The organism is Pseudomonas sp. 58 R 3, assembly GCF_900006605.1.
GTDB classification, from domain to species: domain Bacteria; phylum Pseudomonadota; class Gammaproteobacteria; order Pseudomonadales; family Pseudomonadaceae; genus Aquipseudomonas; species Aquipseudomonas salomonii.
The window spans coordinates 189,193-201,685 of record NZ_CVTT01000061.1 but is presented as its reverse complement, the minus strand read 5'-3'; the positions used below and the strand labels follow the sequence as shown (position 1 = coordinate 201,685).

The following is a 12,493-nucleotide window of genomic DNA, read 5'->3' as shown; positions in this document are numbered from 1 at the left end:
CCTGCGTAACGAGGAAGGATATGACGGACATTGCCAAATCGACGCCGAACACCATCGAGATCGTTCAGCGCGACAATGCCTACAAGGGCTTCTACCAGCTTGACCGCGTGCAACTGCGCCACGAGAAGTTCGATGGCGGCATGAGCCGGGTGATCAATCGTGAAGTCTTCGTTCGCCATGACGCGGTGTGCGTGCTGCCCTACGACCCGCAGCGCGATGAGGTGGTGTTGATCGAGCAGTTCCGTATCGGCGCCATGGGCCGTACCGGCAACCCATGGCTGGTGGAAATGGTCGCGGGCCTGATTGATAAGGACGAACAACCGGAGGAGGTTGCACACCGCGAGGCCGAGGAGGAAGCTGGCCTTACGTTCTCTGCGCTGTGGCCGATCACCAAATATTTCCCGTCGCCCGGTGGCAGTACCGAATTCGTGCACTTGTATCTGGGCCGTTGCGACAGCTCGGGTGCTGGTGGCGTCCATGGACTGGAAGAAGAAGCAGAAGATATCCGCGTCACCCCTTGGGCGCTCGAAGATGCCCTGCAAGCGGTGCGTGACGGCAAAATTTCCAACGCAGCCAGCATTATCGCCCTGCAGTGGCTTGCGCTTAATCGCGCGGAAGTGAGGGGGTTATGGCAGTAAAGGCACGGGAACGATACCGAGTTGACCTGATCGGGCTGCAAGCGGCCTGCGAGGCCAACTATGCACGCTTGATGCGCTTGCTCCCCGATATGCGTCACGCGCCTGAGGCGCGGCGGATTGCCGTGACCCATGGCGACCAGATGCTGGGCGTGCTGACCCTTGAGGTCATCGTCAACTGCCCGTACACCACCACCTTGCGGGTACGCCAGGAGCACAGCCTGCCCTGGCTGCCGGTGCCGCAGCTGGAGGTTCAGGTGTATCACGATGCCCGCATGGCCGAAGTCATCAGCGCCGAACATGCGCGACGCTTTCGCAGCATCTATCCTTATCCGAATGTGTTCATGCACCAGCCCGATGAGAAAGCACAACTGAATGTGTTCCTCGGTGAGTGGCTGAGCCATTGCCTGGCCCTGGGTCATGAATTTGAAGTCGTGCGCTAGATGTGAACTGCGTCTTTCCTCTTTGTGTCCTGCCCCAGCATAATCGCGCCAGTTAACCATTCCTGTGATTGCCTTGGGAGAGCGCCTTGCCGAGCGTATCCACCGTGAACCCTGATGCGCCGACGCTGCTGGTGCAGTTGTCCGACAGCCACCTGTTTGCCGAGGCCGACGGTTCGCTGCTGGGCATGAACACCCACGACAGCCTGCAGCGCGTGATCGGGTTGGTGCGCGAGCAGCAGCCGCAGATCGATCTGGTGCTGGCCACGGGGGACTTGTCCCAGGACGGCTCGCTGGAGTCTTACCAGCAGTTTCGCGACCTGACCGGGCAGATCGACGCGCCGGCGCGCTGGATACCCGGCAACCACGACGAACCGCAGGTCATGGCCCATGCCGCCGTGCACAGTGATTTGCTGGAGCCGGTGGTCGACATTGGCCATTGGCGCGTCACTTTGCTGGATTCGGCGGTACCGGGCTCGGTGCCCGGTTACTTGCAGGACCAGCAACTGCAATTGCTCGCCCAGGCCCTGAGCGAAGCGCCAAGCCGTCATCATCTGGTGTGTTTTCACCATCATCCGGTCTCCATCGGTTGTGCGTGGATGGAGCCGATCGGCCTGCGCAACCCTGAAGCCCTGTTTGCCGTACTCGACCGCTTCCCGCAGGTAAAGGCGGTGCTGTGGGGCCATGTGCACCAGGAAATCGACCGCGAGCGTAATGGCGTGCGCCTGCTGGCGTCGCCGTCCACCTGTATCCAGTTCGCGCCGGGCAGCGAGGACTTCAAGGTCAGCGAGCAGGCGCCAGGGTATCGCTGGCTGCGATTGCATGCCGACGGACGGTTGGAGACGGGTGTGGAGCGGGTAAAAGGATTCGAATTTACCGTCGACTACGGCAGCAACGGCTATTAACGGCTGTAAACACTGACCAAAATGAGGGAGCGGGCTTGCTCGCGAATACGGTTTAAGAGTCGACAGATGTGCTGGCTGACCCACCGCATTCGCGAGCAAGCCCGCTCCCACATGGGTTCTTTGCCGGCTGGACAATAGGGTACTCACACACCACCCCGATCCCTGTAAACTGCGCCTCTTTGGCTGATGCACGGAGAGCCCGGCATGTCCGCTTCGATTCTATATATCCACGGTTTCAACAGCGCGCCTGCGTCCAACAAGGCCACCCAGTTGACCACCGTGATGGACAGCCTCGGTTTGAGCGACCAATTGCGTGTGCCGGCCCTGCATCACCATCCGCGTCAGGCGATTCCTCAATTGGAAGAGGCCATTGCAGAGCTGGGACGGCCGCTGCTGGTGGGAAGCTCACTCGGCGGCTACTATGCAACCCATCTTGCCGAACGCCATGGCCTCAAGGCGCTGCTGGTGAACCCGGCGGTCAGCCCGCATCGGATGTTTGACGGTTACCTGGGCACCCAGAAGAACCTCTACACCGATGAAACCTGGGAGCTGACCCACGACCACGTCACGGCCCTGGCCGAACTGGAAGTGCCGGCACCCCAGGACGCCGCGCGTTATCAAGTGTGGTTGCAGACCGGAGACGAAACCCTGGATTATCGCCTCGCCCAGCAGTATTACCGGGCCTGTGCCTTGCGCATCCAGGCCGGTGGCGACCATGGTTACCAGGGGTTCGCCCAGCAATTGCCGGCCATGTTGAGTTTTGCCGGCATTGGCGCAGATCAGTATCAATCCTTGGACTTTGCAGCACTGTAAAGTCCAAGGTTACTTTTTAATCGAACGACTCACGACGAGACCCCATGGCCACTCCCAGCGCTAGCTCTTATAACGCCGACGCCATCGAAGTCCTCTCGGGCCTCGACCCGGTGCGCAAACGCCCCGGCATGTACACCGACACCAGTCGGCCGAACCACCTTGCCCAGGAAGTCATCGACAACAGCGTCGACGAAGCCTTGGCCGGGCACGCCAAGTCGGTACAGGTCATCCTCCACGCCGACCATTCCCTGGAAGTGTCCGACGATGGTCGCGGCATGCCGGTGGACATTCACCCGGAAGAGGGTGTGTCGGGCGTCGAGCTGATCCTTACCAAGCTCCATGCGGGTGGCAAGTTCTCCAACAAGAACTACCAGTTCTCCGGTGGCTTGCACGGTGTGGGTATTTCCGTGGTCAACGCCCTGTCCACACTGGTGCGGGTCAAGGTCAAGCGCGACGGCAACGAGTACCAGATGACCTTCGCCGATGGCTACAAGGCCACCGATCTGGAAGTGATCGGCAGCGTCGGCAAGCGCAACACCGGCACCAGCGTGTACTTCGCGCCGGACCCGAAATACTTCGATTCACCAAAATTCTCCATCAGCCGCCTCAAGCATGTACTCAAGGCCAAGGCGGTGTTGTGCCCTGGCCTGCTGGTCAGCTTTGAAGACAAAGGCACCGGCGAAAAGGTCGAGTGGCACTACGAAGATGGCCTGCGCTCCTACCTGGAAGACTCGGTCAACGACTTTGAACGCCTGCCCAACGAGCCGTTCTGCGGCAGCCTGGCGGGGAATAAAGAAGCCGTCGACTGGGCGCTGCTGTGGTTGCCCGAAGGTGGCGACAGCGTGCAGGAAAGCTACGTCAACCTGATCCCCACGGCCCAGGGCGGCACCCACGTCAACGGTTTGCGCCAGGGTTTGCTGGACGCCATGCGCGAGTTCTGCGAATACCGCAGCCTGTTGCCGCGCGGCGTGAAGCTGGCGCCGGAAGACGTGTGGGAGCGCATCGCGTTCGTGCTGTCGATGAAAATGCAGGAGCCGCAGTTCTCCGGCCAGACCAAAGAGCGTTTGTCGTCCCGCGAGGCGGCGGCGTTTGTCTCCGGTGTGGTCAAGGACGCGTTCAGCCTGTGGCTCAACGAGCACCCGGAACTGGGCCTGGCCCTGGCGGAGCTGGCGATCAACAACGCCGGCCGTCGTTTGAAGGCCAGCAAGAAAGTCGAGCGCAAGCGCATCACCCAGGGCCCGGCACTTCCAGGCAAGCTGGCCGATTGCGCCGGGCAAGACCCGATGCGCTCCGAGCTGTTCCTGGTCGAAGGTGACTCCGCCGGCGGTTCCGCCAAGCAAGCGCGGGACAAGGAGTTCCAGGCGATCCTGCCGTTGCGTGGCAAGATCCTCAACACCTGGGAAGTCGACGGCAGCGAAGTCCTGGCCAGCCAGGAAGTGCACAACATTGCCGTGGCCATTGGTGTAGACCCGGGCGCGGCGGACATGAGCCAGCTGCGCTACGGCAAGATCTGCATCCTCGCCGACGCCGACTCCGACGGCCTGCACATCGCCACGTTGCTCTGTGCGCTGTTTGTGCAGCACTTCCGCCCATTGGTGGATGCCGGTCACGTCTACGTCGCCATGCCGCCGTTGTACCGTATCGACCTGGGCAAAGAGATTTACTACGCCCTCGACGAAGCCGAGCGCGATGGCATCCTCGACCGCCTGGTAGCCGAGAAGAAACGCGGCAAGCCGCAGGTCACGCGATTTAAGGGCCTGGGTGAGATGAACCCGCCGCAGCTGCGCGAAACCACCATGGACCCGAACACTCGGCGCCTGGTGCAGTTGACCCTGGAAGACTTCGCGGGCACGTCGGAAATGATGGACATGCTGCTGGCGAAGAAGCGTGCGCCGGACCGCAAAGCCTGGCTGGAGTCCAAGGGTAACCTGGCCGAGGTACTGGGCTGATGCGCACAGGCTTCGCCCTGGCGATCCTGATGTTGAGCGGGTTGGTGGCCACCCAAGGGGTGGCCGCGCCCGTGGCTGAGCTTAAGTTGGTCTCCGAACACCCGGTGGACGGCATGCGCGGTGGCAACTTGTCGGGCCTGGCGCTGTGTGGCCAGGACCTGTGGACCGTGTCCGACCGCGATGACGACCAGATCTACCGCCTCGATATCAGCGCGCCGACCTGGAAGGCCGAAACCGTCAAGATCGAGGTGCCGCCGGTGCCCGAGTCCGGTCTGCCTTGGGGGCTGCGCTCGCGCACCAAGGCCGCCTCGTTCATTCGGGGCGGCGACCTGGATTTTGAAGGCATCACTTGTGACGCGGCCGGCAACCGTTACATTGTCAGCGAAGCCCATGCGGCGGTGTTGCAAGTGCCGGTGAGCGGCGCGCCTGAATGGTTGAAGATTGCTCCGGGCATGGTCCGCGAAGCGCGGGCGAGCGGGATGTTGCTGCACTTCAATGCCTTGTTCGAAGGCTTGGCGATCAACCCCGAAGGCAATCAGATCTGGCTGGCGGCCGAGCGTGAGCGACGAGGGTTGATCTCGATCAAGCGTGGCCAGAGCGTGTGGGATTGCGACGGGCCCTGTGTGCTGCTGAGCGAGGCCGGCCAGGAAGTTCAGCCAGCGCAGTTTACTAATGCCAAGGCAGTGTCCAAGGACTTTGCCGACCTGGCGCTGTTTAACGGCAAGCTGTTTACCCTGGAGCGCAATGCGTTCCAGATTTGCCGGCGCGATGGGGTCACGGCCAAAGTCGAGCTGTGCTGGTCGTTTGCCGACGAAACCCTGGCACCGAACCGGCGTTATGCCCAGCCCTATGGCCTGGCCGAAGCCCTGGTGGTGGATGCCGAAGGGGCGTGGTTGGGCATCGACAATAATTTTGGCCCGCGTGCCGACGGTGAAAAACGCCCGGTGGTCTATCGTTTTGCCGCGCCGGCCGGTGGCTGGGGCGCCCAACCATGACGGCAGCGCCGCCCGGCAAACGTGCCGGACGTGTACTGATGTTCGTGGCATGGGGCGCCGGGCTGTTTTTGGCCACGCGTTTTTTTGGGCAGTGGGAAGCGCGTCAGGAAAACCCCAATGCCGTGGTGACCTCGGAGCAGCACGAGGGTTACATCGAAGTGAAACTGCTGGGCAACGGCCAAGGGCATTTTGTCGCCAGCGGCCAGATCAACGGTCAACCGGTGGAGTTTATGCTCGACACCGGCGCGACCGATGTGGCGGTGCCGGCCGAGTTGGCCGACCGCCTCGGGCTCCAACGTGGCCCGCCAGTGACCTTGAGCACCGCCAATGGGCGTAGCCAGGGCTACCGCACCCGCCTTGATCGCCTGAAGCTGGGCGATATCGTCCTGCAGGACGTGCGTGCGCTGGTAGCGCCGGGCCTGGGCGGCGAGCAGGTGCTATTGGGCATGAGTGCATTGAAACAACTTGAATTTACCCAGCGCAGCGGCACCATGCTGCTGCGCCAGACCAAACAATGATGAGGCCCGCATGAGTGACATCCTCGCAGACAGCTTAGATGGCGTAGAACGCCGATCGCTGGCTGACTTCACCGAAAATGCCTACCTCAACTACTCCATGTACGTGATCATGGACCGTGCCTTGCCGCATATCGGCGACGGCCTGAAGCCCGTGCAGCGGCGCATTATCTACGCCATGAGTGAGTTGGGCCTGGACGCAGATTCCAAGCACAAGAAATCGGCGCGTACCGTCGGTGACGTGCTCGGTAAGTTCCACCCCCACGGCGACTCGGCCTGCTACGAAGCCATGGTGCTGATGGCCCAGCCGTTCAGCTACCGCTACACCTTGGTGGACGGCCAGGGTAACTGGGGTGCGCCGGATGATCCCAAGTCCTTCGCCGCCATGCGGTACACCGAGGCGCGTCTGTCGCGTTACTCGGAAGTGCTGCTCAGCGAGTTGGGCCAGGGCACCGCGAACTGGGGGCCGAACTTCGACGGCACCTTGGACGAACCGCTGGTGTTGCCGGCGCGTTTGCCGAATATCCTGCTCAATGGCACCACCGGCATCGCGGTCGGCATGGCCACTGACGTGCCGCCGCACAACCTGCGCGAAGTCGCGACTGCCTGTGTGCGTCTGCTTGATGAGCCAAAAGCTACGGTCGAGCAGCTTTGCGAGCATATTCAAGGCCCGGATTACCCGACCGAAGCGGAAATTATCACGCCGCGTGCCGACCTGCTGAAGATGTACGAGACCGGCAAGGGCTCGGTGCGCATGCGCGCGGTTTACCACATTGAAGACGGCGACATTATTGTCACCGCACTGCCGCACCAGGTATCCGGTGCCAAGGTGCTGGAGCAGATCGCCGCGCTGATGCAGGCAAAGCCGTCGAAATTGCCGCAAGTGGCTGACTTGCGTGATGAGTCCGACCACGAAAACCCCTGCCGCATTGTGATCATCCCGACCAACAGCCGGGTCGACCACGAAGTGCTCATGCAGCATCTGTTCGCCAGCACCGACCTTGAGTCCAGCTATCGGGTCAACGTCAACATCATCGGCCTGGACGGCAAGCCGCAGCTGAAAAACCTGCGCAACCTGCTGGTGGAATGGCTGGAGTTCCGCGTACAGACCGTGCGCCGCCGCCTGCAATTTCGTCTCGACAAGGTTGAGCGCCGCCTGCACCTGTTGGACGGTTTGCTGATTGCTTACCTCAACCTGGATGAAGTGATCCACATCATCCGTACCGCCGAGCACCCGAAAGCCGAGCTGATCGCGCGTTTCGAGCTGAGCGAGATCCAGGCCGACTACATCCTCGACACCCGTTTGCGTCAGTTGGCGCGGCTTGAAGAGATGAAGTTGCGTGACGAGCAAGACGCACTGCTCAAGGAGCAAGCCAAGCTGCAAGCCCTGTTGGGCAGCGAATCCAAGCTCAAGAAGCTGGTGCGCAGCGAACTGATCAAAGACGCCGAAACCTATGGCGATGACCGTCGTTCGCCGATTGTCGAGCGCGCAGAAGCGAAAGCTCTGACAGAAACCGAGTTGCTGCCTAACGAGAAAATTACCGTCGTTCTGTCGGAAAAGGGTTGGGTTCGTTCCGCCAAAGGGCATGATATTGACGCCACCGGCCTCTCGTACAAGGCCGGCGATGGTTTCAAGACCGCTGCGGCCGGGCGTTCCAACCAGTTTGCGGTGTTTATCGACTCCACCGGGCGCAGCTACTCGGTGCCCGCGCACACCTTGCCCTCGGCACGCGGGCAGGGCGAGCCGCTGACCGGGCGCCTTACGCCGCCACCGGGGGCGAATTTCGAGTGCGTGCTGCTGCCGGACGACGATTCGCTGTATGTGATCGCCTCCGACGCGGGTTACGGTTTTGTGGTCAAGGGTGAAGACCTGCAGGCCAAGAACAAGGCGGGCAAAGCGTTGTTGAGCTTGCCGAACAACGCCAAGGTGATCCTGCCGCGTACCGTGGAAGACCGCGAGAGCAATTGGCTGGCATCGGTGACCACTGAAGGGCGTTTGCTGGTGTTCAAGATCAGCGATTTGCCGCAGCTGGGTAAAGGCAAGGGCAACAAGATTATCGGGATTCCCGGGGAGCGCGTGGCCAGTCGCGAAGAGTACGTGACCGACATCGCCGTGATTCCGGAAGGTTCTACCCTGGTGCTCCAGGCCGGCAAACGCACGTTGTCTCTGCGCCCTGACGACCTTGAACACTACAAGGGTGAGCGTGGCCGACGGGGTAATAAACTGCCGCGTGGCTTCCAGCGCGTGGATGCTTTGCTGGTGGAAACGCCTGTTTAAGGCGGTTTAGAGGGCTCGATCTAGGATTTAACGCGTAGATCGACGCTTTCGCGCTGGAGTCAGGGCGCATATTCACGGATGATATGGCCTTTCCAGCGCCGGCGTGGCCGAGCGTGTTTAGGTTATTTTTAGTATTACATTGTGGTTCGCCTTGTGGCAGCCACCTGGATGGGATGATGACTGCTCCACGCCTTCCTTTATTTTTGATGCTCGCTGGCCTTTTGGGGCTGGCGGGTTGCAGCACACACCAACCGGTGTCGCTGTACCAGCTGGACAGCGGAAGTCCGGCTCAGCCTGCGCAAACCGCAGGCATGGCCGTTTTGCTTGGCCCGGTCGTCGTTGCTGATTACCTGCAACGCGAAACCCTGCTTCAACGTCAGAGCGACGGCAGCCTGCAAGGTTCAACCGATGGTCGTTGGGCGGGTAGTTTGTCGTCCGATATCAACCAGCTGATGTTGCGTCAGGTGGCTGGCCATCTCGACAGCCAGCGTGTGGTGCTTGCACCTGGGCCGGCGGGTTTTACCCCGGATGTGCAGGTATTGCTGACCATCACGCGGCTCGATTCGGGTACTTCGCAACCGGCAATTCTTGACGCCCAATGGCGCCTGATCGACCGCCGTGGCCAGGTGCGCGATAACCGCATCGTGCACCTGCAGGAAGAACATACCGGCACCACCGCGTCCCAGGTCCAGGCCCAGGGCGTGTTGTTGCAGCATCTGGCGCAACAGTTGTCGGTGGCGCTCAAGCCATTGGCCAACCAGCCGCCAGTGGCCGAGGCGCCGCGCAAGCAAGCGCCGGCCCAGGCCAAACCGTCAGCTCCGCAGAAGCCTAAGATGCCGATGGCCACGCCGATTCGTACGGATATGGAAGTGTTCAGGTTTTGATCTGAATCGCGCCCAAACAAAAGGCCCGCTTACTCAGCGGGCCTTTTTGGATCGTTCCCACGCTCCGCGTGGGAATGCCTCTTGGGACGCTCCGCGTCCCGCTGCGCAGCAGTGACGCAGAGCGTCACGGAATGCATTCCCACGCGGAGCGTGGGAACGATCAGCCATCAGGGCTTGTTACGGGTCTCGTGCATCCGCGCCAACTGCCGTTCGAGCATCGACGGGTACGGCTCCATCAGCCGCTCCACACAGCTCGCGCCTTCAGGGCTGGCAATCGGACGGATACGTGCGCGCTGGCGGATCAACGCATCTTCACTGATCTTGCGCTCCACCAGCAGCAGGTTGCGGCTGTGTTGGGACAAGGCCAGCGCATCCTGGGCAATCTCGGTAAGCAGCAGGTCGATCTGGCTCATGCCGAACAGATCGTCACCGACGGTCAGGCCAAGTTGCAGCTGCAAAGTAATGCCGCTGTCGGCCACTTCAATTTGCAAGGCATGGCCGAGGGCGCGCAGCAGCTCGCCGCAGCAAATCGCGTTGGTCAGGTAGTCTTCGCCGCTGTCTTCACTGTGGAACAGCATCAACGTGCTGCCATCGTTCAGGGTGTGCAGCTCGCTTTGGTAAAGCGAGGCGGCCTGGTCGAGGCAGTCGCGGTAGCGCTCCAGCAATTCCGTCAAGCGGGCGCGGGGCAGGCGACGCAGTTGGTCCTGCGAGCCCAGTTGCACAGCCAGTACGGCGCTGTGCTGCGGCTCGGTATTTTTCACCGGCGCAGGTTGCGGGGCGACAACGGGTGCGGCGGCCGAGGTGTCGCGCAGGTCGGCGAACGGGTCTTCATCGTCCAGTTCGTCTTCTTCGGCCTTGATCACCTGGCGTGGCGCAGGCTTGAGGGCGGCCACCGGCGCGCTTTCGTCAAAGCCTGGGTCACGCAGGTTGCGCACTTCAAACTCGGGCTCGTCGTCATAGTCGGTGTCGTCGTACTCAGGCTCGGGTTCAACCTCAGGCACCACCGGCTCGGGAGCAAAGCTGGCGTGAAGCTGGCGGGCGAGGTCGCCGATTTCATCCTGGCGGTCGGTGGCCGGGGTGTGTTCGTCGATATCGCGCAGCCAGATGCGCAGTTGCATCAGTGGCGTGGAGATATGCCGACCCAGGCGCAAGCTCAGGGCCAGGGCCAGGGCTAGCAGGATCGCGCTGAGGATGCCCATGCTTTGCAGGCTGATGGTCATAGGCTGCTGGAATTGCTGCATGTCGAGGCTGATGCGCAGTTGCCCCGCCTTCACATCCTGAAACGTAATATTGCTCGAATACAGACCTTCGGCCTCCCCCAACAGGCCGTTTTTCGGGCGCTGCCCGGCTTCGGCCATGATCCGGTTGTCCACGCTGTAGATGGCGGCATGCGCCACCAGCGGGTTCTTGGTCAGGTTATTGAGCAGCACGTTGAGGCTGAGGATGTCGTTGGACACCAGCAACTCAGTCGCCGAGGTGGCGGTCTGGGTCGTCAGGCTCTCGCCCAGGGCGTCGGCTTGCTCGTGCATGGCCTGCTTGAACTGCAAACCCATCACGCAGGCGTAGATCACCAAGGCCAGAGCGACCAGGATCACGTTATGGCTGGCGATGCGTAATGCGATCGGTACACGGCGGTGGCGCAGTGCCCGGAAGATCAGCAGGAAGAAGTTATCGGTTTTTACTGGCGTGGGCCGGTTCACTTGCGCTCGGCTCTTGGTCCGTGAAGTTGACGCGCAGTATAGCGACAGGCCTAGAACCGGCAAAGCGCTCGCTGTGCCCGATGGTCACTGAAAGTGGGTAGAATGCGGTTTTTTTCCAGCCTGGGGGTGCGCTTTGCGCGAAATTGTCCTGATAAACATCACCGGCGAAGACCGCCCGGGTCTCACCGCAGCCATTACCGGTGTTCTGGCCCAGGGTGGTGTGAACATTCTCGACATCGGCCAAGCGGTGATCCACGACACGTTGTCGTTCGGCATCCTGGTGGAAATCCCCAGCACCGAGCAGGCCTCGTCGGTGCTCAAAGACATCCTGTTTACGGCCTATAAGCTTGATCAGCAGGTGCGTTTCACCCCGGTTTCCGAAGCCGATTACCAGCATTGGGTCGACGGCCAGGGCAAAAAGCGCCACATCGTGACGCTGCTGACTCGCAAAGTAACTGCCGAACAATTGCAGCGGGTCAGCTCGATCACCGCTCAATATGGATTGAATATCGACCACATCGACCGTCTGTCGGGTCGTATGCCATTGGACACACCGGCGGACAAAGGCAAGGGCTGCATCGAGTTCTCCGTACGCGGCGAGCCGGCCGACCCGCAAGCCCTGCGCGCCGAATTCCTCAGCGTGGCCCAGGAACTGAACGTCGACATCGCCTTCCAGGAAGATTCGCTGTTCCGCCGTAACCGCCGCCTGGCGGTGTTCGATATGGACTCCACACTGATCGAAGCCGAAGTCATCGACGAGTTGGCCAAGGCCGCGGGTGTGGGTGAGCAAGTGTCCGCAATCACCGAGCGCGCCATGGCCGGTGAGCTGGACTTTCGCGCCAGCTTCAAGGAGCGCCTGGCGCTGCTCAAGGGCTTGGACGTAAGCGTGCTGGATTCGATCGGTGCGTCGCTGCGCCTGACCGAAGGCGCCGAAACCTTGTTTGCCGAACTCAAGCGCCTTGGCTACAAAACCGCCATCCTGTCCGGTGGCTTCACCTACTTCGCCAAGCAATTGCAGGCCAAGCTGGGCATCGACTACGTGTTTGCCAACGAGCTGGAAGTGGTGGATGGCAAGGTGACCGGCGTGGCGGTCGAGCCGATTGTCGACGCACAGCGCAAGGCGGACCTGCTGAAGGAATTGGCCCACAAGGAAGGTTTGCGTCTGGAGCAGACCATTGCGGTCGGCGATGGCGCCAATGACTTGCCGATGCTGGCGATTGCCGGGTTGGGCGTGGCGTTCCGTGCCAAGCCGTTGGTCAAGCAATCGGCCAAGCAGGCGATTTCGACGCTGGGGTTGGATGGTGTGCTGTATCTGCTGGGCTTTCGCGATCGCGACGGGCAGCTGTAATCGGTTGGCACTGTTGATCGTTCCCACGCTC

General features: G+C 61.5%; 11 protein-coding genes. 10 read left to right on the top strand and 1 reads right to left on the bottom strand.

What is annotated here, in order from left to right; translation table 11 throughout:
- Positions 1-20 precede the first annotated feature (20 nt).
- The 9 genes from BFP92_RS19360 to BFP92_RS19320 all read left to right on the top strand — a co-directional run bounded on the left by BFP92_RS19360 (position 21) and on the right by BFP92_RS19320 (position 9,414).
- Positions 21-638 (top strand): NUDIX domain-containing protein, encoded by a 618-nt coding sequence (locus tag BFP92_RS19360; RefSeq protein ID WP_065930692.1) that lies wholly within the window; start codon positions 21-23, stop codon positions 636-638.
- Complete coding sequence (locus BFP92_RS19355; RefSeq protein ID WP_017138485.1) at positions 629-1,078, top strand: DUF1249 domain-containing protein; 450 nt, start codon at positions 629-631, stop codon at positions 1,076-1,078. Before BFP92_RS19360 ends, BFP92_RS19355 begins: the two co-directional genes overlap by 10 nt.
- 86 nt (positions 1,079-1,164) lie before the next feature.
- Positions 1,165-1,980, top strand: coding sequence for a 3',5'-cyclic-AMP phosphodiesterase (cpdA, locus tag BFP92_RS19350; RefSeq protein WP_065930691.1), 816 nt, complete (start codon positions 1,165-1,167; stop codon positions 1,978-1,980).
- Positions 1,981-2,184: 204 nt separating this feature from the next.
- Positions 2,185-2,793: a YqiA/YcfP family alpha/beta fold hydrolase gene (locus tag BFP92_RS19345; RefSeq protein WP_065930690.1), complete on the top strand. Its 609-nt coding sequence runs from the start codon at positions 2,185-2,187 to the stop codon at positions 2,791-2,793.
- A 44-nt stretch (positions 2,794-2,837) separates the two neighbouring features.
- Positions 2,838-4,742, top strand: coding sequence for a DNA topoisomerase IV subunit B (gene parE, locus BFP92_RS19340; protein WP_065930689.1), 1,905 nt, complete (start codon positions 2,838-2,840; stop codon positions 4,740-4,742).
- The gene (locus tag BFP92_RS19335; protein ID WP_065930688.1) at positions 4,742-5,737 is read left to right on the top strand and encodes an esterase-like activity of phytase family protein; all 996 of its coding nucleotides are present in this window, start codon (positions 4,742-4,744) and stop codon (positions 5,735-5,737) included. The genes parE and BFP92_RS19335 overlap by 1 nt, the downstream gene beginning before the upstream one ends.
- Positions 5,734-6,255 (top strand): retropepsin-like aspartic protease family protein, encoded by a 522-nt coding sequence (locus BFP92_RS19330; protein ID WP_065930687.1) that lies wholly within the window; start codon positions 5,734-5,736, stop codon positions 6,253-6,255. Before BFP92_RS19335 ends, BFP92_RS19330 begins: the two co-directional genes overlap by 4 nt.
- 10 nt (positions 6,256-6,265) lie before the next feature.
- Positions 6,266-8,530, top strand: a complete 2,265-nt coding sequence (gene parC, locus BFP92_RS19325; protein ID WP_056860538.1) for a DNA topoisomerase IV subunit A — start codon at positions 6,266-6,268, stop codon at positions 8,528-8,530.
- 176 nt (positions 8,531-8,706) lie between these two features.
- Positions 8,707-9,414, top strand: a complete 708-nt coding sequence (locus tag BFP92_RS19320; RefSeq protein WP_074854465.1) for a PqiC family protein — start codon at positions 8,707-8,709, stop codon at positions 9,412-9,414.
- A 167-nt stretch (positions 9,415-9,581) separates the two neighbouring features.
- On the opposite strand, the gene BFP92_RS19315 is transcribed toward BFP92_RS19320, so the two are convergent.
- Complete coding sequence (locus tag BFP92_RS19315; protein ID WP_065930685.1) at positions 9,582-11,114, bottom strand: AhpA/YtjB family protein; 1,533 nt, start codon at positions 11,112-11,114, stop codon at positions 9,582-9,584.
- A gap of 133 nt (positions 11,115-11,247) precedes the next feature.
- Here BFP92_RS19315 and serB point away from each other — a divergent pair, with 133 nt between their 5' ends.
- Positions 11,248-12,462, top strand: coding sequence for a phosphoserine phosphatase SerB (gene serB / locus BFP92_RS19310; protein ID WP_065930684.1), 1,215 nt, complete (start codon positions 11,248-11,250; stop codon positions 12,460-12,462).
- Positions 12,463-12,493: the final 31 nt, after the last annotated feature.

What these genes read in the sequence shown, in the direction of transcription:
- BFP92_RS19360 (WP_065930692.1), top strand. Translation starts at nt 21, where the DNA reads ATGACGGACATTGCCAAATCGACGCCGAACACCATCGAGATCGTTCAG.
- BFP92_RS19355 (WP_017138485.1), top strand. Translation starts at nt 629, where the DNA reads ATGGCAGTAAAGGCACGGGAACGATACCGAGTTGACCTGATCGGGCTG.
- BFP92_RS19345 (WP_065930690.1), top strand. Translation starts at nt 2,185, where the DNA reads ATGTCCGCTTCGATTCTATATATCCACGGTTTCAACAGCGCGCCTGCG.
- parE (WP_065930689.1), top strand. Translation starts at nt 2,838, where the DNA reads ATGGCCACTCCCAGCGCTAGCTCTTATAACGCCGACGCCATCGAAGTC.
- BFP92_RS19335 (WP_065930688.1), top strand. Translation starts at nt 4,742, where the DNA reads ATGCGCACAGGCTTCGCCCTGGCGATCCTGATGTTGAGCGGGTTGGTG.
- BFP92_RS19330 (WP_065930687.1), top strand. Translation starts at nt 5,734, where the DNA reads ATGACGGCAGCGCCGCCCGGCAAACGTGCCGGACGTGTACTGATGTTC.
- parC (WP_056860538.1), top strand. Translation starts at nt 6,266, where the DNA reads ATGAGTGACATCCTCGCAGACAGCTTAGATGGCGTAGAACGCCGATCG.
- BFP92_RS19320 (WP_074854465.1), top strand. Translation starts at nt 8,707, where the DNA reads ATGACTGCTCCACGCCTTCCTTTATTTTTGATGCTCGCTGGCCTTTTG.